This window comes from Rhizobium sp. F40D2, assembly GCF_051810745.2.
Lineage (GTDB): Bacteria > Pseudomonadota > Alphaproteobacteria > Rhizobiales > Rhizobiaceae > Rhizobium.
On the sequence record NZ_CM131436.1, the window covers coordinates 1,724,480 to 1,750,014 of the forward strand.

Here is a 25,535-nt window from a genome sequence, read left to right on the forward strand (position 1 = left end):
GCCGGAACCGGGGCGGGCATCGTGTGGTTCACACACGTCCCAAGCTTGCCGGGCGCGCCGCTCATGCCTCTTGACTTGAATTATTCCGAAGGTGTCCAATTTTCGACATGGCTTTCGCGGAGAGGGTATCGATGGCCTTGATCACCTTTCGGGCCGCGCCCTGGACCGGGGCTTAGCCCGTTCGCATCGCTTGGCCCAAGCGTCATTTATCCCGGCTTCATCGATCTTCGAAGAAACGGGCTCCGTTCATGTAGCAGTCATGATAAGCAGTGCAAAAGGCTGAGCAAAACAGCCATAACTTCGTTTGGATCCAGAACCGAACCCATGTCTATTTCAAATCTTTCTCCGAGCCTTCCGCGTGAACCTGAGACGAAGCAGATCGATCACAACGATTCGATCCGCTCGACCTATCTTGCCATCGAGGACATCAAGGCGATCGGCAATACGGTCGCCCGCGGCGGCGTCGACCGGTTGCCGGCTTTCGCCCCCTTCGATTTCTTCGCGCGTCACAAGGAAAACGAGAAAGAAATTCTGCGCGTCTACCGGACCACGGCGACCGATGTCGAAGCCGGCGAGACGATCACGCCGGCGGCAGAATGGCTGCTGGACAATCATTATATCGTCGAAGAGGCGATCCAGGAGGTGCGGCGCGACTTCCCCCGCCGCTTCTATCGCGAATTGCCGACCATGACCGTCGGCGGTGTCGAGGTGCCGCGCACCCTCGTGCTCGCCTGGCTCTATGTCGCTCATACCCACAGCACGATCTCGCAGGAGAGCCTGACGGCGCTGGTCGACGGTTTTCAGGCCAGCGAGACGCTCAGGATCGGCGAACTCTGGGCGTTGCCGTCGCTTGTGCGTTATGTGCTCGTTGAAAACCTTCGCCGCATTTCAAGCCGCGTCGAAGCCAGCCGCCGCCTGCGCCGCCGCGCCAACGAGGCGGCCGACGAACTGGTGCGCCTGACCGATCCGGCCGCTGCGGCCGCCTATCTGAAGACGCTGGAACCGTTTGCCGAGGACAATACATTCGCGACGCAGTTCCTCTATCGCATGCGTGACGGCTCGCAGACATCGAGTCTCGCGATCACCTGGCTTGACGAGCGGCTGGAAGAGCTTGGCCGCAATACAGAAGAGGCGACGACGGCTGAACACAGCCGCCTCTCTTCCGGCAACGTGACGATGGGCAACATCATCCGCAGCCTTCGCGAGATCGACGATGCCGAATGGTCGGTCTGGGTCGAGCAGGTCAGCCATGTCGACAAGTTGCTCTGGGAGCATTCGGATTACGGCATCCTCGATTCCGGCTCGCGCAACAAATACCGCAAACAGATCGAAAAGCTCGCCAAACGCTCGCCGCTGACCGAAATGGAAATCGCCCAGCTGGCGCTCGACATGACGGCCGCAGCCAAGGCCTCAGACGAGCCGCAGCCGCATGAACCGAATGTCGGCGGTTTCCTCTCCGGCGCCCAGCGGCCGAAGCTCGAGGCGCGGGCGAACTATCGCCCGACTGTCACCCAGCATTTCGTACGCGCGGTGCGCCGGTTCAACTGGCTGGCAATTGCCGTGCCCGTCATGCTTTTGACGATCATCGCCATGGCGATCGTGGGCCGGTTCATGGCCAATGCCGGCATGGGGGCGATCGAAATCGCCCTGCTGCTGATCATGTTCTCACTGCCGGCGTCGGAGGGGGCGACAGGTCTCTTCAACACCGTGCTTTCCTTCTTCGTGACGCCGGCGCGCCTTGTCGGCTACGAGTTCAAGGAAGGCATTCCGGAGGATGCGCGCACACTGCTCGTCGTTCCCTGTCTGATCTCGAACCGCGACAGCGTCGACGATCACGTGCGCAATCTCGAGGTTCATTACCTTGCCAATCCGCGCGGCGAACTCTATTTCGCGCTGCTCAGCGATTGGCCTGACAGCGAGGCTGAAGAAACGCCCGCCGATCTCGAGGTTCTCGACTATGCCAGGCGCGAGATCGCCAATCTTTCCGCCCGCTATGCCTATGATGGCAAGACGCGTTTCTATCTGTTGCATCGCCGCCGCCTCTACAATCCCTCCGAAGGTGTGTGGATGGGCTGGGAGCGCAAACGCGGCAAGCTGCATGAGCTGAACATGCTGCTGCGCGGCGACCGCGACACGACCTATCTGCCGGGCGCCAACACCGTGCCGGCCAATGTGCAATATGTCATGACGCTCGATGCCGACACGCGCCTGATGCGCGATGCCGTCACCAAGCTCGTCGGCAAGCTCTACCATCCGATCAACCGCCCGGTCATCAATCCGAAAACCGGCCGTGTCGAAAGCGGCTACGGCGTGCTGCAGCCGCGCGTCACCCCGTCGCTGACGACGGGCAAGGACGCGTCGGTCTTCCAGCGCGTCTTTTCGATCAATCGCGGCCTCGACCCTTACGTCTTCACTGTGTCCGACGTCTATCAGGATCTCGCCGGCGAAGGCACCTTCACCGGCAAGGGTCTTTATCATGTCGATGCCTTCGAAGCCTCGCTGAAGGGCCGAATCGACGAAAACTCCGTGCTCAGCCACGATCTTCTCGAAGGCTCGATGGCGCGCTGCGCGCTCGTTACCGATCTCGAACTGGTGGAGGATTTCCCGATCCGCTACGAGGTCGAGACCTCGCGCCAGCATCGCTGGGCGCGCGGCGACTGGCAGCTGCTGCCCTATATGTTCAATCCGAAATACGGCGTCACGGCACTCGGCCGCTGGAAGATGTTCGACAATCTGCGCCGCTCGCTGACGCCGATCGCCTGGTTCTTCGCCTCCGTGCTCGGCTGGTATTTCATGGGTCCGCTCGGCGCGCTGATCTGGCAGATTCTGCTGATCTTCTGCCTGTTCGTCGCGCCGACGCTGTCGCTGATCAACGGCATCATTCCGCGCACCAGCGATATCGTCGCCCGCGCCCATCTCTATACCGTCTGGTCCGATATCACGGCCGCCAATGCGCAGGTTGCTCTGCGGATCGTCTTCATCGCCGATTCCGCCGCCATGATGGCCGATGCGATCGGCCGGTCGCTCTACCGCCTGTTCGTCAGCCGCAAGCTGATGCTGCAGTGGCGGACCGCCGCCAGCGTTCAAGCCGGCGGCCAGGGAACGCTGATCGCCTATTACAAGGCAATGTGGCATGCGCCGGCGCTGGCGCTGCTGGCGCTTGGTTTTGCAGCCCTGCCCGGCGACAACGCCTTCGTCGTCGGCATTCCCTTCGCGCTTTTGTGGATCCTGTCGCCGGTCGTCGCCTGGTATGTCAGCCAGTCGGCGGAGACCGAGGACCGGCTCGAGGTCGCCGATTCGGTGTCGAGCGAACTGCGCAAGATCGCCCGGCGCACCTGGCGTTATTTCGAGACCTTCACCACGGCGGAGCAGAACTATCTGCCGCCGGACAATATCCAGGAAACGCCGCATGTGATTGTCGCGGCGCGCACCTCGCCGACCAATATCGGCGTCTATCTGCTCTCCGTCGTGTCCGGCCGGCAATTCGGCTGGTTCTCCTTCGAGGAGACGCTCGAGCGGCTGGAGCAGACGATTTCGACGATCGACAGAATGGAGAAATTCCGCGGCCATCTGTTCAACTGGTATCACACCGATACGCTGCAGACGCTTGGGCCGCGTTATGTCTCGGCGGTCGACAGCGGCAATCTCGCCGGTCATCTGATCGCCATTTCGTCGGCCTGCCGCAACTGGGCCGAGGCGCCGTCCGCCCATATGCAGGGCAACCTCGACGGCGTCGGCGACACCGCCGGCATTCTCGGTGAAGTGCTGGCGGACCTGCCTGATGATCGCAAGACCGTGCGGCCGCTGCGCCGGCGCCTGGAGGAACGCATCGTCGGTTTCCAGAATGCGCTTGCCGCCGTCAAGCGCGAGCATGAATTCGCCTCGATCCGCATCATCAACCTCGCCGTTCTCGCCCGCGATATCGAGAAGCTCGCTGCCAATCTTGACCATGAGGTCAAGTCGAAACAGAGCGAAGAAGTCACCCAATGGGCGGCATCCCTGGTGAAGGTCTGCGAGGCGCATATTTCAGACAGCACCTTCGACCTTTCCAAGGTCGATGCGCTCAGGCCGCGCCTGGTGACGTTGCGCGACAAGGCACGCGATCTGGCTTTCTCGATGGATTTCGGCTTCCTGTTCCGGCCAGAGCGCCGTTTGCTGTCGATCGGCTATCGCGTCGAAAGCGGTGAACTCGACCAGGCCTGCTATGACCTTCTCGCTTCGGAATGCCGCCTGACCAGTCTGTTCGGCATCGCCAAGGGCGATCTGCCGACGGAGCACTGGTACCGCCTCGGCCGCCAGGTCGTGCCTGTGGGGTCGCGCGGCGCGCTGGTCTCCTGGTCCGGCTCGATGTTCGAATATCTGATGCCGCCGCTCGTCATGCAGGAGCGCGGCGGGGGCATTCTCAACCAGACCAACAATCTGGTTGTCGTCGAACAGATGAATTACGCCCGCAAGCTCGGCATTCCGTGGGGCATTTCGGAGGCGGCCTTCAATGCCCGCGACCATAACCTCAACTATCAGTACACGAATTTCGGCGTGCCGACGCTCGGCCTGAAGCGCGGCCTCGGCCACAATGCCGTCATCGCGCCCTACGCCTCGCTGCTCGCCAGCCAGTACGACCCGCCGAGCGCGCTCGAAAATCTGCAGAGGCTGCGCAAGGTCGGCGCGCTCGGCAAGTTCGGCTTCCACGATGCTGTCGACTTCACACCGACGCGCGTGCCGGAAGGCAAGAAATGCGCCGTGGTCTACAATTATTACGCCCACCATCACGGCATGTCGATCGCAGCCGTTGCCAACGTCGCCTTTAACGGCCATCTGCGCGAGCTCTTCCACGCCGATCCGGTCATCGAGGCAGCGGAGCTTCTGCTGCAGGAAAAGGCGCCGCGTGACATTCCGGTCATGAGCGGCAAGCATGAATCCGATACGCCGGCGAGCATCCAGGACGACCTGCTGCGACCGGAGATCAGGAAGATCAGCGATCCGGCGTCGCGCGACCGCGAACTCGTATTCTTGTCGAACGGCCATTATTCGTTGATGCTGACGGCGACAGGCGCCGGCTATTCTCGTTGGAACGGCCTTTCCGTTTCCCGCTGGAAAGCCGATCCGACCGAAGACCGCTGGGGCAGCTTCATCTTCCTGCGCGATACCGCCACAAACGAATGGTGGTCGACGACATCGGAGCCCAAGGGTGTCGAAGGCGAGAAGATGAAGGTCGAATTCGCCGACGAGAAGGCACAGTTCACCAAGACGGTCGGCGACCTGACGAGCGAGGTGGAATGCATCATTGCGACCGAGCATGATGCGGAGGCCCGCCGTGTGACCCTGCTCAACATGGGCGCGGAAGACCGTTTCATCGAAGTCACCTCCTATCTCGAACCGGTGATTACCTCCGACGATACCGACAATGCGCACCCGGCATTCGCCCGCATGTTCGTCAAGACCGAGATCGGCAAGCGCGGCGACGTCATCCGCGCCGAACGCAACAAGCGCGATCCGAACGAGCCGAACATCAGCATCGCCCATCTGATCGTCGACAATGCCGGCGACACCCGCCACACGGAATTCGAGACCGACCGACGCAAGTTCATCGGCCGTGGCCGCAGCCTTGCCGATGCGGCGGCCTTCGATCCGGGGGCGACGCTTTCCGGCAGCGACGGCTTCATGCTCGATGCGGTGATGTCGCTGCGTCGCACCGTCCGCGTGCCGGCCGGCAAGAAAGTCAGCGTGATCTTCTGGACGATCGCAGCGCCTAGCCGCGAAGAAGTCGACAAGGCGGTCAATCGCTACCGTCATCCCGACGCCTTTACCCACGAGTTGGTCCAGGCCTGGACGCGCACCCAGGTGCAGATGCGTCACGTCGGCGTCACCTCGCAGCAGGCGGCGGCCTTCCAGCATCTCGGCCGCTATCTCGTCTATCCCGATATGCAGCTGCGCAAAGACGAGGCGACCGTCGAGGCCGGCCTGCAGTCGCAATCGGCGCTGTGGCCGCTGGCGATCTCCGGCGACTTTCCGATCTTCACGCTGCGCATCAACGACGATATGGATCTCGACATCGCCCGTGAGGCACTGCTGGCGCAGGAATATCTGCGCTCGCGCGGCGTCACCGCCGATCTCGTCATCATGAACGAACGAGCCTCTTCCTATGCGCAGGACATGCAGCACGCGCTCGACGCCATGTGCGAAAACGTCCGCCGCATGGGCCAGGCCGACGGCTTGCGCCAGCATATCTTTGCAGTTCGCAAGGACCTGATGGAGGAGAGCACCTATCATGCGCTGATCGCGGCTTCCCGCGTCACGCTGCATACGAAGAACGGCAAGGTGGTCGACCAGATCAACCGCGCCGTCGCCCTGTTTGCCCCCTCCAAGGAGGAGCAGCAGGAGATGGAACGGGCCGAGCGCAACAAGGCCCCGGTCAAGCGCGCCGCGCCGGTGTCGCCGCCCGTCGTGCCAGCCGTCGTCATCGAGGAGGAGGGCGATCTCGACTTCTGGAACGGCATCGGCGGCTTTGCCCGCGACGGACGCGAATATGTCGTTCGCCTGCCCGGAGGCCACGCGACGCCGCAGCCCTGGATCAATGTCATCTCCAACGACAGGTTCGGCTTCCACGTGTCGGCTGAGGGCGCGGGCTTCACCTGGAGCGCCAATTCGCGCGACTATCAGCTTACCTCCTGGTCGAACGATGCGGTGATCAACCGTTCGGGTGAGGCGTTCTATCTCGCCGATCTCGACAGCGGTGCTGTCATGACGCCGTTCGCAGCGCTTTCGCGCCGGCCGGACATTCGTTTCGAAGCCCGCCACGGGCTCGGCTATTCCGCTTTCTCCAGCGTTCAGCACGATATCGCGCTGGAGCTCACGCAGACGATCGACCGCGAAAGGCCGGTGAAACTGCAGCGTCTGCGCCTGCGCAATACCGGTTCGACCAGCCGCAGGCTGCGTCTCTACGGTTACGTCGAGTGGATCCTTGGCAGCAATGCGGCACGCACCGCGCCCTTCATCCTGTCGAGATATGACGAGCAGACGGGGGCGCTGTTTGCCACCAATCCCTACAGCATCGATTATTCCAACCGCATCGCCTTCTTCGCGGCGAGCGAGGCGCTTTCGAGCTTCTCGGCAAGCCGGCGCGAATTCGTCGGCAAGGCGGGAACGATCCAGGCGCCGCAGGCCGTTATATCCGCCGCCTCGCTTTCCGGCACGGCCGATCTCGACGGTGATCCGGCCGCAGCCCTTGCGATCGACTTCGAGGTTGCCGCTGGCGAGGAGCGCGACTTCACCTTCCTCCTCGGCGATACGCCCACGGAGGAAGAAGCGCGCAGCGTCATCGCCGATATCCGCAAGGCTTCGTTCGACGATGTCGTCGAGACGAACCGGGCCTTCTGGCGGGATTTTACCGGAAGGCTGCAGATATCGACGCCGGATCGCGGGATGAACAATCTCGTGAACACCTGGCTGCCCTATCAGAGCCTCGGCTGCCGCATCATGGCCCGCACCGCCTTCTACCAGGCAAGCGGCGCCTTCGGCTTCCGCGATCAGCTGCAGGACACGCTGGCCTTCGTGCTGCACGAACCCTCGCTTGCCCGCGGGCAGATCCTGAACGCGTCTTCGCGCCAATTCCGCGAAGGCGACGTGCAGCATTGGTGGCTGCCGGGAACGGGTGCGGGCGTGCGCACATTGATCTCGGACGACGTCGTCTGGCTCAGCTATGCGATCCATCATTATTGCAGCGTCACCGGCGACAAGAGTGTGCTCGACGAGGAGATCGCCTTCCTGGAAGGACCGGCCCTGCTCGAAGGCCAGCACGATTCCTTCTACAGGCCTGAGATTTCCGAGGACAAGGCGAGCGTCTACGAACACGCGGCGCTGGCACTCGATCTCGCCATCGCCCGCAAGGGAGCAAACGGCCTGCCGCTGTTCCTTGGCGGCGACTGGAACGACGGCATGAACCGCGTCGGCATCGGCGGGCGCGGCACCAGCGTCTGGCTCGGCTGGTTCCTGGCAGGCGCCTTGCGTTCCTTCATTCCCTATGCCGAAGAGCGCGGCGACACGGCCCGCGCGGAGCGCTGGTCGGCGCATCTGACCGAGCTTAAGAAAGCGCTCGAAACTGCGGCCTGGGATGGCGGCTACTATCGCCGCGGCACGTTCGACGACGGTGCGCTGCTCGGCTCCAGGGAAAGCCCGGAATGCCGGATCGATTCGATTGCGCAGTCATGGAGCGTGCTGTCGGGCGAGGGTGATCCGGCCCGCGCCGTCACGGCGATGGATGCCGTGCTCGACCAGCTGGTCGATGAGGATGCCCGCATCATCCGGCTGTTCACGCCGCCTTTCGTCAATTCCGCCAGGGATCCCGGTTATATCAAGGCCTACCCACCGGGGGTGCGCGAAAATGGCGGGCAATATACCCATGCCGCGACCTGGGTGGTGATGGCGCTGGCGGAACAAAAGCGGGGCGATGATGCGTTGCGCTGCTTCCAGATCCTCAACCCGATCACCCACGCGCTCGACAAGGCTTCGGCGGAGCAATACCGCGTCGAGCCCTATGTCGTGGCGGCAGACGTTTACGGCCATGAGCCCTATACGTCGCGCGGCGGCTGGACCTGGTATACCGGTTCCGCCGGCTGGCTTTACCGTGCCGCCGTCGAGGGCATCCTCGGCATCCGGCTGAAGGGCGGGAGGCTTTATGTGCGGCCATCGCTCCCGTCGGAATGGGACGGTTTTGCGGCAGAGGTGGAACACGGCGGCGGCAAATACCGCATTTCGGTCTCAAAAGCGTCCAATGACAGCGGCTACACTCTATCAATCAACGGCTGCGAAGTCACCGATCCCGAAGAGGGATATCCGCTCGGATAACAGCATTCTCCATGCTGAAAAACACGGCGATTCGCGATGGCCAAAAAGGAACCCTTTTGGCCATCGTCGCGTTTGCAAATCGGATGACAAGGAGAAACCTATGGCAAGCACGCCGACCGAAGCCATCTTCACCGGGCGCAGTCCCCTATCCGCAGCTGCGCCAATGCGTGACACCAGGCTTGACGTCTTGCGCGGCGTGGCGCTGATCATGATTTTCATCAATCATGTTCCTGGACAGATCTTCGAATATCTGACGACGAAGAATTTCGGCTTCTCCGATGCCGCCGAGGCCTTCGTGCTGATCTCGGGCATCGCCGTCGGCCTTGCCTATGGTTCCGGGTTCCGGCCTGGCAATCGGCTCAAGATGGCGATCAAGGCGGCGAAACGCGCCTTCACGCTTTATCTCGCTCATATGATCACCACCTTCATGACGCTGGCGCTGTTCATCTGCGGAGCGTGGCTGTTTCACCGGCCGGGTTTGCTTGTTGAAATCAACATTCTAGCGGTGCTGATGAACCTGAAGGCCGGTATCCCGGCGCTGCTGCTGCTCGGCCATCAGATCGGCTACAACAATATCCTTCCGATGTACGGGGCATTGATGCTGATGGTGCCGATCATCCTGCTCTTGAATGCGCGCAGTTCGTTGCTGGCGCTCGGCGTCTCCGGCACGGTCTGGCTGCTTGCAGGCATTTATGAGGTGGCGCCGCACAACATGCTGATCGAGAGCTACTGGTTCCTCAATCCGCTTTCCTGGCAGTTCCTGTTTTCGATCGGCATCGTTTCGATGCTGCATATCAAGCGAGGCGGCACGATTCCGCAGCATCCGCTGCTGTTTGTGGCCGCTGCCGGTTACGTCGCGTTGTCCTTCGTCTGGGTGACCGGCCATCTCTGGGCCTTTGGCAATTCGCTGGCAGCACTTGGCCTGCCGACTGTTATCACCGGCTTCGACAAGACCTTCCTGTCGCTGCCGCGGCTGCTGCACGTGCTGGCGCTTAGCTATCTCGTCGTCAGCATTCCGGCGCTGTCACGCATTCTGCGCCGTCCTGCGGACCATCCGCTGACGATCCTCGGCCGCCATTCGCTGAACATCTTCGTTGCCGGCACGATCCTCGCCATGATCGGCCAGGTGGTGCTCTATATCACCAACAAGGACCCGCTGGTCGGTCCGCTCTTCGTGGTCGCCGGCATCGCGACGCAATTCGCCTATGCCTATTATCTCGAACGCAAGCGCCAGCAGGGCAAGGTCAAGGGGAAACTCGTCACCGAGCCCGGCACCATCCCGGTGCCCGTCCGGATCGGCGGAACGGCAAACGCCTACCGCCGCAACGATCGGAAATAAGTCTCGGACGTGGCAGTGAGATGAAGGAGCCGGTGGCCGATGGCCGCCGGCTCAATTTTCATGGACGAGAATGTTCACCAGCTTGCCCAGCGGATCGCGCACATAAAAGCGCCTGACGCCCCAGGGCTCGTCGGCCGGCCCATACTCGATCGCAAAACCGGCAGCCGACACCGCCTCGAACACGGCATCGAGATCATCAACTTCGATCGAAAGATCGGGCACCGGCGTTCCGGAACCGCCCTCGCTGGCGATGCTCAGCTGAACGTTCATCGGTCTCGCGGCGGCGAAGGTCGTGATCCAGCCGTGATCCATGACGACGTCGAGACCGAGGATATCCTGATAGAAGCGCCGGGCCGAGCTGATATCGGGGGCCTCGATATTGGCGACGATGCGCAGGACCTTCATGGGCTTTCCTTCCGATGCCGGGTGACAAGGCGGAAGGTAGGAAGATCGGCAGCGTGGTCAATCGGTGTAGTGGGAAGGAGATGTGGCGGTGTGGGACACCGCCTCTGCCCTGGCTGGCATCTCCCGCACAGTGGGGGATTGGCTGGGCGCGATGGTTTCCCCCGTCAATGACCAACCGATGTTCCGCACGGTACTAGAGTGGAGGGAGAGGGCAGCCGCTCGCCAATTCCCTCCGTGTTGGGACCACGTCTGACAGGCAGGGGTATCCACGCCTGGCTGCCGATCCATCGACCACAGAGGTATTGGGAAAAAACCAAGTCTTTAAAGCGCGCCGTATGAACGCAGTTCGATGCAGCCGCTTCACCCATCCCAACAAAAAAGGCCGGAAGGGAGCTACCCTTCCGGCCTTTGTCTTAAAACCCCGAGCGATCAGGCGGCTTCGGTGGTGTGGGCCTTGCGGACCTCTTCGTCCGTGAGGATGCCGCTGGCGCGCAGCAGGGCGGCGAAGCGGCCGTTGCTGTGGCTGAGTTCGTCGAAGCTGCCCTGTTCGACGACGCGGCCGTCATCGAGGAAGAGCACCATATCGGCTTCGCGAACCGTCGACAGGCGGTGGGCGATGATGAAGGTGGTGCGATTCTGACGCAGATTGTCGATCGCGGCCTTGACGCGGTTTTCGGTCTCGACGTCGAGCGCCGAGGTCGCCTCGTCGAGCACCAGGATCGGCGCGTCCTTGAGGATGGCGCGGGCAATCGCGATACGCTGGCGCTCGCCGCCGGAGAGCTTGTTGCCGCGTTCACCGACGTGCGTATCGTAGCGATCCTCACGGGTCTCAATAAAGTCGGCGGCGGCGGCGGCTTCGGCCGCACGGCGCATTTCCTCTTCGCTCGCACCTTCGCGACCGAGGCGGATATTGTCGCTGATTGAACGGTTCAGCAGGCCCGCATCCTGGAAGACGGTCGCGATATGGCGACGCAGTGACTTGCGGGTCACCTTGGTGATATCGGTGCCGTCAACGAGGATCTGGCCGCTTTGGGCGTCGTAGACGCGCTGCAGCAGGTTGACCAGCGTCGTCTTGCCGGCGCCGGTCGGGCCGACGATCGCGACCGTCTGGCCTGCCTTCACCGAGAAGGAGACATTGTGCAGGCCTTGCGAGCTGTTGCCGAAGCCGAAGGAGACGTCGCGGAATTCGATCGCACCCTTGACGTCCTTGATCTCGCCATTGCCGGCAGGTTCTTCGCGTTCACGCACTGAGTCTTCGAGCGTATAGAATTCCTCGAGCTTGGAACGAGCTTCGAAAATCTGCGTGGCGAACTGGCGCATCAGGTCGAGGCGGCCGATCAGCAGGTTGGCAAAGCCGATGAAGGCAATGACGTCGCCGACGCGCAACTGGCCGGCCTGGACGAGCATGGTGCCGATGATCAGAACCACCATCATCGCAATGGTCGACGCCATGCGGTTCAGCGCGCTGGCGATCGCCCACCAGTCGAGCACCGGATATTGGGCTTCGAGCAGGCGGTCGGCAAAGGATTTCAGCGCCCGGGTTTCAGCCTCGATGCGGTTGTAGCTGTGCAGGACCGAAACGTTGCTGATCGAGTCGCTGACATGCGAGAAAACCGTGTGATAATGGTTTTCGACCGAAGCCTGACCGTCCTTGGTGCGGCTCATGACGACGCGGCCGATCAGCCAGTAGGCGACGGCGAGCACCATCAGTACGGCGGAAAGGCGCAGGTCCATCGACATTGCGGTCGGGATCAGAAGGGCAAGCGCGATGACCGTCGACAGATGGTTGCGCATGAATTCCAGCCAGAGACCAAACAGCGTTTCGCAGGCGCGCAACAATGTATGCAGCGCGTTGGAGGTGCCGCGCTGATGGTGCCAGCCAAGCGGCATGGAAATGATCCGGCCGAAGGCTTCTGTCAGCAGCGTCGCCCGCCGGCCATGGGCCAGCCGGTCGGCCTCGCGGGCGACCAGGACGAAGGCGACGGTGTTGAAGACCGCGAAAGTCGCCCACATGAAAAGGATAGGCTTGACCTCACCCTTGCCGGAAATCGCATCGATAATGCGACCGAACAGGATCGGCTCCGCGATGGTAATCGTTGCCAGAACGATGTTTGCCACCACGACCAGGGATACGCGCAGCTTGTAAGCGCCAAGATAGCGCAGAGCTCTTGCATAGACCTTGAATAGCGTCACGTCGAACCTCTTGTGCATCTGCGAAAACGGGATGATGCCATGCTACAAAAGGCTACCTGAACCGGCGATTAACGGAGCATTCAGGGCTCCATCCAGGCGACGATTCACCCGATCGTACTATCGCAAGATGCGACGAGATAGGCTATGGCGCTGAAATTGTTACTCGGCTATATCCGCGCAACAATTTGCGCTTGCATTTTAGTAAATTTTTAGCACAGCATTAAAATTAGAGACTGCATTTTTTGAGAAGACCGTTTCGCGACCCATTTGAAAAGCCGCCGACGGCCTCGGATGCGGGCGTCACGTCCGGGCAAGGGGCATTTTGTGAATATTAATTTGTTAATTCAATTGCTTATAATTCTGGAAGAATCGCCAAACTCTCGGGCTGTGGTGACCGAGCTCGAGCGGGTGATCGACGATTGCGGCTTCGCATATTACGGCCTGCTGCGCCATTTGCCGCAAAATCCGGCGCAGCGGAATCCGGAATCTCGGGACGCGGCGCTTGCCCACCGCTGGCCGAAACAATGGCCGGAAATCTATTCCGCGAAAAAATATGTTATGATCGATCCGATGGTGCGCTATCTCGCCCATGCGCAACGGCCTTTCCGCTGGCGGGAAAGTTTGGCGGCCTTCGGCAAGGATGCGCAGCAGCGCCGCATGGAGCAGATGATGGTCGATGCCTTCGGTCACGGACTGGAAGACGGCTATATCTTTCCCGTCCACGGACGGAACGGCATTCTCGGCAGCCTCAGTCTCGCCGGCAAACCTGTCGAGCTGTCGCCCGTGGAGATCGCCCTGTTTGAAGCGGTGGCGCGCAAGAGTTTCTGGCGATTGCTCGAACTGAAGGACGAGGCGCAGGCGCTGGAAACCGTACTGCCGGCCGACACGCCGCTGACGCGACGTGAAATGGAGATCCTGCATTATCTCGCCGAAGGCATGACCTCGATGGAAATCGGCAAGGTGCTCAAGATCTCAAACCACACGGTTGACTGGTATATGAACGGCTTGCAGAACAAGCTGAAGGCGAAAAACCGGCAACAGGCGGTGGCGCTCGCCTTCCGTCACCGGCTGATAAGCTAAAGCATGATGCTGACAGTATAAGCGCGTTTCACGCTATCTCTCTGATTTGATAGGGATTCAGATTTTGGCCGATCCGGCCGGACAACATCCGTATCCAGAATGGCGAGAAATTGCATTTCGCAGTCGCAAGAGAAATTGAACTTCCTGTGACAAGAAGTTAAGAATTTCCTTCGCGGGTGCAGCATGCCCGCGTCTGAACGTCTGAGGAGACCGTTTTGCCCATTTCCAAGATTCTCGTTGCCAACCGCTCCGAAATTGCCATTCGCGTGTTCCGCGCGGCCAACGAGCTTGGAATAAAAACCGTGGCGATCTGGGCTGAAGAGGACAAGCTGGCGCTACACCGCTTCAAGGCGGACGAAAGCTATCAGGTCGGCCGCGGCCCGCATCTTGCGCGTGATCTCGGACCGATCGAAAGCTATCTGTCGATCGACGAGGTGATCCGCGTCGCTAAACTCTCGGGCGCCGATGCCATTCACCCGGGTTACGGCCTGCTGTCGGAAAGCCCCGAATTCGTCGATGCCTGCAACAAGGCCGGTATCATCTTCATCGGCCCGAGGGCCGATACGATGCGCCAGCTCGGCAACAAGGTTGCGGCCCGCAATCTGGCGATCTCGGTCGGCGTGCCTGTCGTGCCGGCGACCGAGCCCCTGCCAGACGATATGGCTGTGGTGGCGGAGATGGCGAAAGAGATCGGTTATCCCGTCATGCTCAAGGCTTCCTGGGGCGGCGGCGGGCGCGGCATGCGCGCCATCCGCGACCCGAAGGATCTCGCCCGTGAGGTGACCGAGGCCAAGCGCGAGGCGATGGCCGCCTTCGGCAAGGACGAGGTCTATCTGGAAAAGCTCGTCGAGCGGGCCCGCCATGTCGAAAGCCAGGTTCTCGGCGATACGCACGGCAATGTCGTGCATCTGTTCGAGCGTGACTGCTCCATACAGCGCCGCAACCAGAAGGTCGTCGAGCGGGCGCCGGCCCCCTATCTTTCCGAGGCGCAGCGCCAGGAACTCGCCGCCTATTCGCTGAAGATCGCAGCGGCGACCAATTATGTGGGCGCCGGCACCGTCGAATATCTGATGGATGCCGATACCGGCAAATTCTACTTCATTGAAGTCAATCCGCGCATCCAGGTCGAGCATACGGTCACCGAAGTCGTCACCGGCATCGACATCGTCAAGGCGCAGATCCACATCCTTGACGGCGCCGCGATCGGTACGCCGGAATCCGGCGTTCCCGCTCAGGCCGACATCCGTCTCAACGGCCATGCGCTGCAGTGCCGCATCACCACCGAGGATCCGGAGCACAACTTCATTCCGGATTACGGCCGCATCACCGCCTATCGCTCGGCTTCCGGTTTCGGCATCCGCCTCGACGGCGGCACCTCCTATTCGGGCGCCATCATCACCCGCTATTACGATCCGCTGCTCGTCAAGGTCACGGCCTGGGCGCCGAACCCCTCCGAAGCGATTTCCCGCATGGACCGGGCGCTGCGTGAATTCCGCATCCGCGGCGTGGCCACCAACCTGACCTTCCTCGAAGCGATCATCGGCCATCCGAAATTCCGCGACAACAGCTACACCACCCGCTTCATCGACACGACGCCGGAACTCTTCCAGCAGGTCAAGCGCCAGGACCGCGCGACGAAGCTGCTCACCTATCTCGCCGACGTCACCGTCAACGGCCATCCCGAAGCCAAGGACCGGCCGAGGCCGCTTGATAACGCCGCCCAGCCTGTGGTGCCCTATGCCAACGGAAATGGCGTCAAGGACGGCACCAAGCAGCTTCTCGACACGCTCGGCCCGAAGAAATTCGGCGAATGGATGCGCAACGAGAAGCGGGTGCTTCTGACCGACACGACGATGCGCGACGGCCACCAGTCGCTGCTCGCCACCCGCATGCGCACCTATGACATCGCCCGCATCGCCGGCACCTATGCGCATGCGCTGCCGAACCTGCTCTCGCTGGAATGCTGGGGCGGCGCCACCTTCGACGTCTCGATGCGCTTCCTGACGGAAGACCCATGGGAGCGGCTGGCGCTGATCCGCGAGGGCGCGCCGAACCTGCTGCTGCAGATGCTGCTGCGCGGCGCCAATGGTGTTGGCTACACCAACTATCCCGACAATGTCGTCAAATACTTCGTCCGCCAGGCTGCCCGCGGCGGTATCGATCTCTTCCGCGTCTTCGACTGCCTGAACTGGGTCGAGAACATGCGGGTGTCGATGGATGCCATCGCCGAGGAGAACAAGCTCTGCGAGGCGGCGATCTGCTATACCGGCGATATTATGAACTCGGCTCGCCCGAAATATGACCTGAAATATTATACCGACCTTGCGGTCGAGCTGGAAAAGGCCGGTGCCCATATCATTGCGCTCAAGGATATGGCCGGCCTGCTCAAGCCTGCGGCGGCGAAGGTTCTCTTCAAGGCGTTGCGCGAGGCGACCAGCCTGCCGATCCATTTCCACACGCATGATACGTCGGGCATCGCGGCGGCGACCGTTCTTGCCGCGGTCGACGCCGGCGTCGATGCCGTCGATGCGGCCATGGATGCGCTGTCCGGCAATACGTCGCAGCCCTGTCTTGGCTCGATCGTCGAGGCGCTGCGCGGTACGGAGCGCGATCCGGGCCTCGATCCGGAATGGATCCGCCGCGTCTCCTTCTATTGGGAAGCGGTGCGCAACCAGTATGCCGCTTTCGAAAGCGATCTGAAGGGTCCGGCCTCGGAAGTCTATCTGCATGAAATGCCGGGCGGTCAGTTCACCAACCTCAAGGAACAGGCCCGCTCGCTCGGTCTGGAAACCCGCTGGCATCAAGTGGCGCAGGCCTATGCCGACGCCAACCAGATGTTCGGTGATATCGTCAAGGTGACGCCGTCCTCCAAGGTGGTCGGCGACATGGCGCTGATGATGGTGAGCCAGGACCTGACGGTCGCCGATGTCGTCAACCCCAACAGGGAAGTCTCCTTCCCGGAATCGGTGGTCTCGATGCTGAAGGGCGATCTCGGCCAGCCGCCGTCGGGATGGCCGGAAGCGCTGCAGAAGAAGGCGCTGAAGGGCGACAAGCCCTACACCGTGCGTCCCGGCTCGCTGCTCTCCGATGCCGATCTCGATGCGGAGCGTAAAGTTATCGAGACGAAGCTGGATCGTGAGGTCAGCGATTTCGAATTCGCCTCCTATCTGATGTATCCGAAGGTCTTTACCGACTTCGCGCTCGCCTCGGATACCTACGGGCCGGTCTCGGTGCTGCCGACACCCGCCTATTTCTACGGTCTCAAGGACGGCGAGGAACTGTTTGCCGATATCGAGCGCGGCAAAACGCTCGTCATCGTCAATCAGGCGATGAGCGCCACCGACAGCCAGGGCATGGTGACCATCTTCTTCGAGCTCAACGGCCAGCCGCGCCGTATCAAGGTGCCGGACCGGGCGCATGGGGCGACGGGTGCGGCCGTCCGCCGCAAGGCCGAGCCGGGCAATGCCGTTCATGTCGGTGCGCCGATGCCGGGCGTCATCTCACGCGTCTTTGTCTCTTCAGGCCAGGCCGTCAGTGCGGGTGACGTGCTCGTCTCCATCGAGGCGATGAAGATGGAAACGGCGCTGCATGCCGAAAAGGACGGCACCATCACCGAAGTTCTCGTCAAGGCGGGCGACCAGATCGATGCCAAGGACTTGCTCGTCGTCTATGGCAGTTGAGCAATGGGCAATCACCCGATTGTGTATGATCGGGCCGCCAAAAAACTGATTTTTTTGAAGCGTTAGCCGCCTCCTCGCCTTGCCCGGCGAGGAGGCTTTCTCATAGACTTGCGCTCCCACCATCCGTCCCCCAAGACCAATCAGGAAATCATCTCCATGAGCAAGCTGAAGATTGCCGTCATTGTCGGCAGTACGCGTATTGGCCGTTTTGCCGAACATCCGGCCAAGTGGATCGCCGACCTCACCGGCCAGCGCCCCGATCTGGAAGTCGAGATTCTCGATCTTCTCGACTATCCCATGCATTTCTTCGGCGAAGCACGCGCTACGACGGCCGAAAGCGACTCCGCCGAGCGCTGGAAGAAGAAGTTGCGTGAATTCGACGGCTTCATCTTCACCGTTGCCGAGTACAATCATGCGCCGACGGCCGTTCTGAAGAACGCGATCGATCTCGGCGAATTCATCCAGAAGCCGGTCGGTTTCGTCGGTTACGGCGGCGTTGGCGGCGCCCGTGCGGTCGAGCAGCTGCGTCTGATCTTCGTGGAAATGAGCGCCGCTTCCGTCAAAACAGGCGTCCACATCGCATTCAGTGAATATCTTGCCGTTCTCAAGGAGGGCAAGAGCCTTGGCGATTACACCCATCTCAACGAGGCTGCCAAGAACCTGCTCGATCAGATCACCTGGTGGGGAAATGCGCTGAAGGCTGCGCGTGCCGTCGTCACGGCCTCCTGATTGGCATTCGAGCAATGCCGGGTGCCCCGCATCCCGGCATTGCCTCAGATATCGTAAGTGTGGGCGGCGTTGATCGTCGAGATGAAGCGCTTGGTGCGCTCGCGCTCTGGCGCCGTGAAGATCGCCCTGGCGCTGCCGGTTTCGACCACGCTTCCGGCTTCCAGGAAGACGACGTCATTGGCGATCTTCGAGGCGAGCCGGAGATCGTGGGTCGCCATCACCATTGTCGTGCCTTCTCTAGCGAGACGGCCGAGCACATCAACCACTTCGGCCGAAAGTTCCGGATCGAGCGCCGAGGTCGGCTCGTCGCAGAGAAGCACGCGCGGCGACGGCGCCAGGGCGCGAGCGATTGCCACACGCTGCTGCTGGCCGCCTGAGAGCGTCGACGGCCAGGCGTCGGCCTTGTGGGTCATGCCGACCTTGGTCAACAGCTCCATGGCGCGTTCACGCGCCTTTTCCCGCGGCCATTTCAGCACCGTCACCAGGCCCTCCATGACATTCTCGATCGCGGTCTGATGCGGGAAAAGCTGAAAGTTCTGGAAGACCATGCCCGTCTGACGGCGGATCTTCTGGATCGCCTGCCAGCTCGTTCGTTTGCCCGGTGCAAAGGACAGCGTTTCCTCTCCGAGGCGGATCGTCCCGGCCGTCGGGATTTCGAGCAGGTTGATGCAGCGCAGCAGCGTGCTCTTGCCGCCGCCGGAGGGTCCCACCAGCGCGGTGACGCTGCCTTCGGGAATGCGGATGCTGATGTCCTTCAGGATGACGGCGTCGCCGAAGCGCTTTTCGACATGGGAAAGCTCGATCATGCATTGGCCTCCAGCATGCCGCCATACCGCGCGAAGCGGCGTTCCAGCCGAACCTGCAGCTGCGAGAGGACGGAGCTCAGCATGAGATAGAGCAGCGCCGCCTCGATATAGAGGATCAGCGGCTCATAGGTGGTGGCGACGATGCGCTGTGCCGCCTGAAAGAGTTCCGGCACGGTGATGGCGGCGGCAAGCGAGGTATCCTTGACCAGCGAAATGAAGGTGTTCGACAGCGGCGGCACGGCGACGCGGGCGGCCTGCGGCAGGATGGTGCGGCTCATCGCCTGGCGCCAGCTCATGCCGATCGAATAGGCGGCCTCCCACTGGCCCTTGGGCACCGAGGAGATGACGGCGCGGATGATCTCGGAACTGTAGGCGCCGATATTCAGGGTGAAGCCGATGAGGGCGGCGGGAAAGGCATCGAGCAGGATGCCGATGCTCGGCAGGCCGTAGAAAATCACGAAAAGCTGGACGAGCAGCGGCGTGCCACGGATGACCCAGACATAAAAACGGGCGATGGCCGCGACAGGCCCGGGGCCGAAAAGGCGGGCAATCGCGGTGATCAGCCCGAGGATCAGGCCGAAAGCGAAAGACAGCAGCGTGAGGGGGATGGTGAAGATTAGTCCCGCCCAGAGAAGCGAGGGGAGCGATTCCGCCATCAGTTGGAGCCAGTGCGCCACAGGTGTTCTCTCTCGTGGGTTTGGGCAGGATATCTCGGAATACCCCTCCCCAACCCCTCCCCACAAGGGGAGGGACTTAATCTGGTAGCCCCTGCCCCTTGTGGGGAGGGGTTGGGGAGGGGACTTTCTCGTGAGCTTACTCCGAGACGTCCTGACCAAAATACTTGTCGGCGATCTTCTTGTAGGTGCCGTCGGCTTTGATGTCGGCGAGCGCCTTGTTGATTTCGGCAAGAAGCTCCGGCTCGTTCTTGCGGATGATGACGCCGGAATAATCGGCATTCTCCTGCTCGGCGGCGATCTTCACCGGCGCGTCCGGCTTGTGCTTCTTGAAATCGAGGAAGGACAGGCTGTCGTTGATCGTCGCGTCGGCGCGCTTGGTCAGCACGAGCTGGATCGACTGGTCGAAACCGTCGGTGCCGACGAGTTCGGCGCCGGCTTCGGTTGCGATCTTGCCAAAGTTGCTGGTCAGCGACTGGGCGGATTTCTTGCCCTTCAGGTCGGCGAAGGTCTTGATGCTGTCGTCGCCGTCGCGGACGATCAGCACGGCCTTGGAGGCGATATAGGGTTCGGAGAAATCATATTTCTGCTTGCGGGCTTCGGTGATGCCGACCTGGTTGATGACGGTGTCGTAGCGCTTGGCGTCGAGGCCGGCGATCAAGCCATCCCACTTGCCTTCGACGAACTCGGCCTTGACGCCGAGCTTGGCAGCGATCGCTTCGCCGATCTCGACGTCGAAGCCGACGAGCTTGCCGCTTTCGTCATGATAGGTGAAGGGCGCATAGGTGCCTTCGGTACCGATCTTGAAGACGCCGGCCGATTTGATGGTGGCGAGGTTTTCGCCGGCATGGGCGGGCAGGAGGGCGGCAGCCTGAATGAGGGCGGCAGCGGCGACGGTTTTCAACCATTTCATTGTTTTATCCATCCTTGGGAGGTTGTCATCGGATGAGGGATAGTTCGCAGAAATTTAGGGCGCCGGAAGCGTAAAAAACTGCGAATAAAAGCAGCAACTGCAAATATTTTTCTCAAGCGGTCGTCTCAGCCGTGAATCCTGCAGAAACAAACTCATTCCCCGCGCGGCACTCAGGATTCTCACTCTGGCGGTGAGCTTTGTTTCACAACGTCAAGAAACGTGTGTTCGTGCATATTGTGCGCCTGATCATAAGCGTTTATGCACGTTTTAGGTTTTCAAGATTTTCAATCCGGTAAAAACATGCAGGATTTTTTGTTGCGCGAGCGCCAGGGCGTGATTTTCGAGAGGCTGCGGCTGAACGGCCGCGTGCTTGCGACGGAACTTGCGCTCGAATTCGGCGTCTCCGAAGATACGGTGCGGCGCGATCTGCGGGAAATGGCTGCGGCGGGCCTCTGCGAGCGGGTTTATGGCGGCGCTTTGCCGATCTCGCCGGCGCATGGAAGTCTGACGCAGCGCATCGGTTTTGCCGTCGACCGGAAACAGGCGCTGGCGCGGGCTGCGACACAGCAGATTGCCGCCGGTTCGACCGTATTCTTCGATGCCGGCAGCACCAATCTGGCAATTGCCAATGCACTGCCGGCTGAGCTTGCGCTGACGGCTGCGACGAATGCTCCGGCGATCGCCGCAGCGCTGATCGACAAGCCCGCCGTCAACGTCATCCTGATCGGCGGAATGGTGGACCGGCAGACGGGCGGTTCGCTCGGTGCCAAAGCCTTGCGGGATATGGAGCAGATTTCGCCCGATCTCTGCATTCTCGGCGCCTGCGGCGTCGATCTTGAGGCCGGCATCACCGTATTCGGTTTCGAAGATGCCGAGTTCAAACGCTATGCGGCGTCGCGAAGCAGAAAGGTATTGGTGGCGGCAACCTCGGAGAAATTCGGCACTGCCGCCCCCCATAGCATTCTGCCGGTTGCCCATTGCGAATGCCTGGTCGTCGAGCACGATGCGGATCCGGCCATTCTCGCCGATTACCGCGCGCGCGGATGCAGGACTGTTGTCGCCGAGAAAACGAACTGAGACCCTCGTCATCGAGCTTAGGGAAACCGGGCGTGCAAGCCTGGCAATGAGGAAAGACCGAGAAATGGATAGTCATGTGAATGCGCCGCCGGCAGCTCGAAGCGGTTTCATCACCAGAAGCAGGGCGGCGGTTTCCCTGCTCTTTCTCATGAACGGCTTCGTCGTCGGCTGTTGGGCACCGAAGATTCCGGATTTTGCCGAGCGGCTGGCGCTCTCCAAGTTCGAGCTCGGGCTGATGATCCTCGTCTTCGGCGTCGGTTCGCTGGTCATGATGCCGATCGCCGGGGCGCAGATTGCCAAACACGGCTCGCGTATCGTCGTTCAGCTGCTGGCTGTCTGCGTGTTGCCGCTGCTCCTGGCATTGACGCTCGCGCCGAACGTGATCACCGGAGCAATCTCGCTCTTCCTGTTCGGCGGTTTTATCGGTGCCATGGATGTGGCGATGAATGCCAATGCGGTATCGGTCGAAAAATCCATGCGCCGCTCCATCATGTCTTCCTGCCACGCTTTCTGGAGCCTTGGCGGACTGATTGGCTCGGGTCTCGGCGGCATCGTGATCTCCAAGCTCGGTATTCTCGGTCATGCCGAACTGGCAACGGTGCTGGCGGCGATCTTCCTCGCGATCGCGTGGCCAATGATCCTGGCCGATCCGCCGCATCCCGATGCCAAGAAGGAAAAGACCAGGCTGCCGATGGTGGCGCTGCCGTGGCTGCTCGGATTGATGGCCTTGTTCTCCATGGTGCCGGAAGGCGCGGTTCTGGACTGGGGCGCGCTCTATCTCCGCCAGGAAATGGATGCCTCCGTGGCGCTGTCCGGCCTTGGTTTTGCAGCCTTTTCGGCGACGATGGCAATCATGCGCTTTGCCGGCGACCTGGTGCGCGATCGCCTGGGCGGTGTCAAAACGCTGCGGATCTGCACCGTGTTTGCCATCGTCGGCATGCTGCTTGCAGGCCTGGCGCCCAATGCCGAGATCGCCATTCTGGGCTTTGCCTTTTGCGGCATCGGCATTTCCAACATGGTGCCGATCGCCTTCTCGGCGGCGGGCAACATTCCCGGCCTCAAGCCCGGCATCGGCATCTCGGTCGTGACGGCCATGGGCTATTCCGGCATGCTGGTTGCGCCATCGCTGATCGGCTTCGTCGCCGAGCATGTCGGCTTTGCGGCGGTCTTCATGGCGCTGCCGGCGCTGCTGCTCGTCGTTCTGCTGTTTTCCAAACTGGCCCGTTATGCCGACGGAGTCTCCGGCGGCGGCCACTAAACAGGATGATTTTAGGCCCGGTTGGCCTAAAAACTGAATCCTGTTCTCCATTAAAAAGTCAGAGCATGATGTCATGAGAAAACCGCTCACACCTTTCGGTGTCATGCTCTGAGCCGCCTCCCGATAAAAGTGATATCAGGAGCGGTTGACAAGAAAGCAGTCATGATCCACCTGAAAGGCACTGTTTACAGGGGTCCAGGAACTCTTAATGTCTCCAACTGCCGATTTTGATCCGAAACCGCGCCGCGCGTCCGTTGCTGTCGATGTCGGCGGTGTCATCGTCGGCGGCGGGGCGCCGGTCGTCGTGCAATCGATGACGAACACCGATACGGCTGATATCGATTCGACCGTCGCTCAGGTCGCCGCTCTCCACCGGGCGGGCTCGGAACTGGTGCGCATCACTGTCGACCGTGACGAGTGCGGCGGCCGTGCCGAAGATCCGCGAGCGGCTGCTGCGGCTCGGCACGGACGTGCCATTGATCGGCGACTTCCACTATATCGGCCACAAACTGCTTGCCGATCATCCTGATTGTGCTGCAGCGCTGGCGAAATACCGCATCAATCCCGGCAATGTCGGCTTCAAGGACAAGAAGGACAAGCAGTTCGCCGAGATCATCGAGATGGCGATCCGCTATGACAAGCCGGTGCGCATCGGCGTCAACTGGGGTTCGCTCGATCAGGATCTCTTGACGGCGCTGATGGATGAGAATGCCGCAGCCGGCTCGCCGCTTTCGGCCCGGCAGGTGACGCGAGAGGCAATCGTGCAATCGGCGCTGCTTTCGGCGGCCCTTGCCGAAGAGATCGGCTTGCCGCGCAACCGAATCATCCTGTCGGCCAAAGTCAGCCAGGTTCAGGACCTGATCGCCGTCAATTCCATGCTCGCCGAGCGTTCCAATCACGCGCTTCATCTCGGCCTGACCGAAGCCGGCATGGGCACCAAGGGCATCGTCGCCTCGTCGGCGGCGATGGGTTTCGTGCTGCAGCACGGCATCGGCGATACGATCCGCGTGTCGCTGACGCCGGAGCCGAACGGTGACCGCACGCGCGAAGTTCAGGTGGCGCAGGAAATTCTGCAGGTCATGGGCTTCCGCCAGTTCGTGCCCGTTGTTGCCGCCTGTCCCGGCTGCGGACGCACGACGTCGACGGTGTTCCAGGAACTGGCCCAGAACATCCAGAACGACATCCGCAAGAACATGCCGGTCTGGCGCGAGAAATATCCGGGCGTCGAGGCGCTGAACGTTGCCGTCATGGGCTGCATCGTCAACGGGCCGGGCGAAAGCAAACATGCCGATATCGGCATTTCGCTTCCCGGCACCGGCGAGACGCCGGCGGCCCCTGTCTTCATAGACGGCCGGAAGGCGCTGACATTGCGCGGTCCGAATATTGCTGCCGACTTCGAGGCGCTCGTCGTCGACTATATCGAGAAGCGTTTCGGCCAGCGGACGGCGGCGGAATGAAGGTCCGCGAATTCGAATGAGCCGCTACTGGTCGCCCATCGTCAGCAAGCTCCGTCCCTATGTCGCCGGGGAGCAGCCCCGCATCCCCGGGCTGGTCAAGCTTAACACCAACGAGAACCCCTACGGGCCGTCCCCCAAGGCAATCGAGGCGATCGGCCAAGCGGCGGATGATCGTCTGCGGCTCTATCCCGATCCGGCGGCGACGGAATTGCGCGAGACGATCGCTGTTCGTCACGGCCTGACGACGGATGAGGTCTTCGTCGGCAACGGCTCCGACGAGGTCCTCGCCCATGCGTTTCAGGCGCTGCTGAATCATCAGCTGCCGCTTCTCTATCCCGATGTGAGCTACAGCTTCTATCCAACTTATAGCCTGCTATACGACATCGAAGCGATCGAAGTGCCTGTCGATGACAAGTTCCAGATCCGACTGGCGGATTACGACAGGCCGTGCGGCGCGATCATCATCCCCAATCCGAATGCGCCGACCGGCATCGGCCTGCCGCTTGCAGATATAGAGGCGCTTGTCGCCGCCCATCCGGACGCGGTCGTGGTGATCGATGAGGCCTATGTCGATTTCGGCGGTGACAGCGCCATCCCGCTCATTTCCAAATATCCCAACCTGCTTGTCGTTCAGACCCTGTCGAAATCCCGCTCTTTTGCGGGCCTGCGCATCGGCTTCGCGCTCGGGCAGCGGGACTTGATCGAGGCGCTGGTGCGCGTCAAGGACAGCTTCAATTCCTATCCACTCGATCGCCTGGCGCAGGTTGCTGCAACGGCGGCGATCAAGGACGAGGCGTGGTTCGAGACATGCCGGAAGATGCTCATCGCCAGCCGGGACGGTCTCGTCCGGGACCTCGAAGCGCTGGAATTCGAAGTGCTGCCGTCTCAGGCGAATTTCGTTTTCGCACGGCATGAAAGCCGGTCGGGTGCCGCGCTTCAAGCGGCTCTGCGGGAGCGTGGTGTTCTCGTCCGGCATTTCGCCAAGCCGCGCATTTCGGATTTCCTGCGCATCAGCATCGGCACGGACGAGGAATGCGCCCGTCTGGTTTCCGCCCTCAAGGAAATACTGGCAGCCTGAGT

The 25,535-nt window shown here is 61.4% G+C and carries 13 protein-coding genes and 1 pseudogene; 9 read left to right on the plus strand and 5 right to left on the minus strand.

Annotated features, from left to right (window positions below):
* The first annotated feature begins 324 nt into the window (after positions 1-324).
* Both ACS4RS_RS08335 and ACS4RS_RS08340 read left to right on the plus strand, forming a co-directional pair.
* Positions 325-8,844, plus strand: a complete 8,520-nt coding sequence (locus ACS4RS_RS08335) for a GH36-type glycosyl hydrolase domain-containing protein (protein ID WP_449313941.1) — start codon at positions 325-327, stop codon at positions 8,842-8,844.
* Between the two features lie 100 nt (positions 8,845-8,944).
* Positions 8,945-10,183, plus strand: a complete 1,239-nt coding sequence (locus tag ACS4RS_RS08340; protein WP_439011351.1) for an OpgC family protein — start codon at positions 8,945-8,947, stop codon at positions 10,181-10,183.
* Positions 10,184-10,234: 51 nt separating this feature from the next.
* Here ACS4RS_RS08340 and ACS4RS_RS08345 read toward each other — a convergent pair whose 3' ends face one another.
* Both ACS4RS_RS08345 and ACS4RS_RS08350 read right to left on the minus strand, forming a co-directional pair.
* The gene (locus ACS4RS_RS08345; RefSeq protein WP_439011350.1) at positions 10,235-10,588 is read right to left on the minus strand and encodes a VOC family protein; all 354 of its coding nucleotides are present in this window, start codon (positions 10,586-10,588) and stop codon (positions 10,235-10,237) included.
* A gap of 429 nt (positions 10,589-11,017) precedes the next feature.
* Complete coding sequence (locus ACS4RS_RS08350) at positions 11,018-12,781, minus strand: glucan ABC transporter ATP-binding protein/ permease (protein WP_439011349.1); 1,764 nt, start codon at positions 12,779-12,781, stop codon at positions 11,018-11,020.
* A 324-nt stretch (positions 12,782-13,105) separates the two neighbouring features.
* Between ACS4RS_RS08350 and ACS4RS_RS08355 the strand changes: the two genes are divergently transcribed.
* The 3 genes from ACS4RS_RS08355 to ACS4RS_RS08365 all read left to right on the plus strand — a co-directional run bounded on the left by ACS4RS_RS08355 (position 13,106) and on the right by ACS4RS_RS08365 (position 18,270).
* Positions 13,106-13,861 (plus strand): autoinducer binding domain-containing protein, encoded by a 756-nt coding sequence (locus ACS4RS_RS08355; protein ID WP_439011348.1) that lies wholly within the window; start codon positions 13,106-13,108, stop codon positions 13,859-13,861.
* Between the two features lie 215 nt (positions 13,862-14,076).
* Positions 14,077-17,541 (plus strand): pyruvate carboxylase, encoded by a 3,465-nt coding sequence (pyc, locus tag ACS4RS_RS08360; RefSeq protein ID WP_439011347.1) that lies wholly within the window; start codon positions 14,077-14,079, stop codon positions 17,539-17,541.
* Between the two features lie 156 nt (positions 17,542-17,697).
* Complete coding sequence (locus tag ACS4RS_RS08365) at positions 17,698-18,270, plus strand: NAD(P)H-dependent oxidoreductase (protein ID WP_439011346.1); 573 nt, start codon at positions 17,698-17,700, stop codon at positions 18,268-18,270.
* 44 nt (positions 18,271-18,314) lie between these two features.
* Here the strand turns inward: ACS4RS_RS08365 and ACS4RS_RS08370 are convergent, their stop codons facing one another.
* The 3 genes from ACS4RS_RS08370 to ACS4RS_RS08380 all read right to left on the minus strand — a co-directional run bounded on the left by ACS4RS_RS08370 (position 18,315) and on the right by ACS4RS_RS08380 (position 20,663).
* Positions 18,315-19,076 (minus strand): ATP-binding cassette domain-containing protein, encoded by a 762-nt coding sequence (locus ACS4RS_RS08370; RefSeq protein WP_439011345.1) that lies wholly within the window; start codon positions 19,074-19,076, stop codon positions 18,315-18,317.
* On the minus strand, positions 19,073-19,753 hold the full coding sequence (locus ACS4RS_RS08375; protein ID WP_439011344.1) for an ABC transporter permease subunit: 681 nt from the start codon (positions 19,751-19,753) through the stop codon (positions 19,073-19,075). The genes ACS4RS_RS08370 and ACS4RS_RS08375 overlap by 4 nt, the downstream gene beginning before the upstream one ends.
* Positions 19,754-19,889: 136 nt before the next feature.
* The gene (locus ACS4RS_RS08380) at positions 19,890-20,663 is read right to left on the minus strand and encodes an amino acid ABC transporter substrate-binding protein (protein ID WP_439011343.1); all 774 of its coding nucleotides are present in this window, start codon (positions 20,661-20,663) and stop codon (positions 19,890-19,892) included.
* A 300-nt stretch (positions 20,664-20,963) separates the two neighbouring features.
* Between ACS4RS_RS08380 and ACS4RS_RS08385 the strand changes: the two genes are divergently transcribed.
* The 4 genes and pseudogenes from ACS4RS_RS08385 (at position 20,964) to hisC (ending at position 25,533) form a co-directional block, all read left to right on the plus strand.
* On the plus strand, positions 20,964-21,740 hold the full coding sequence (locus ACS4RS_RS08385) for a DeoR family transcriptional regulator (RefSeq protein WP_439011342.1): 777 nt from the start codon (positions 20,964-20,966) through the stop codon (positions 21,738-21,740).
* 64 nt (positions 21,741-21,804) lie between these two features.
* Positions 21,805-22,998 carry an MFS transporter gene (locus ACS4RS_RS08390; RefSeq protein ID WP_439011341.1) on the plus strand — a complete coding sequence of 398 codons (1,194 nt, stop codon included), beginning with the start codon at positions 21,805-21,807 and terminating at the stop codon, positions 22,996-22,998.
* A gap of 208 nt (positions 22,999-23,206) precedes the next feature.
* Positions 23,207-24,455 (plus strand): annotated as a pseudogene (gene ispG / locus ACS4RS_RS08395) (flavodoxin-dependent (E)-4-hydroxy-3-methylbut-2-enyl-diphosphate synthase).
* 16 nt (positions 24,456-24,471) lie between these two features.
* Positions 24,472-25,533, plus strand: coding sequence for a histidinol-phosphate transaminase (gene hisC, locus ACS4RS_RS08400; protein ID WP_439011339.1), 1,062 nt, complete (start codon positions 24,472-24,474; stop codon positions 25,531-25,533).
* The last annotated feature ends 2 nt before the right edge of the window (positions 25,534-25,535 follow it).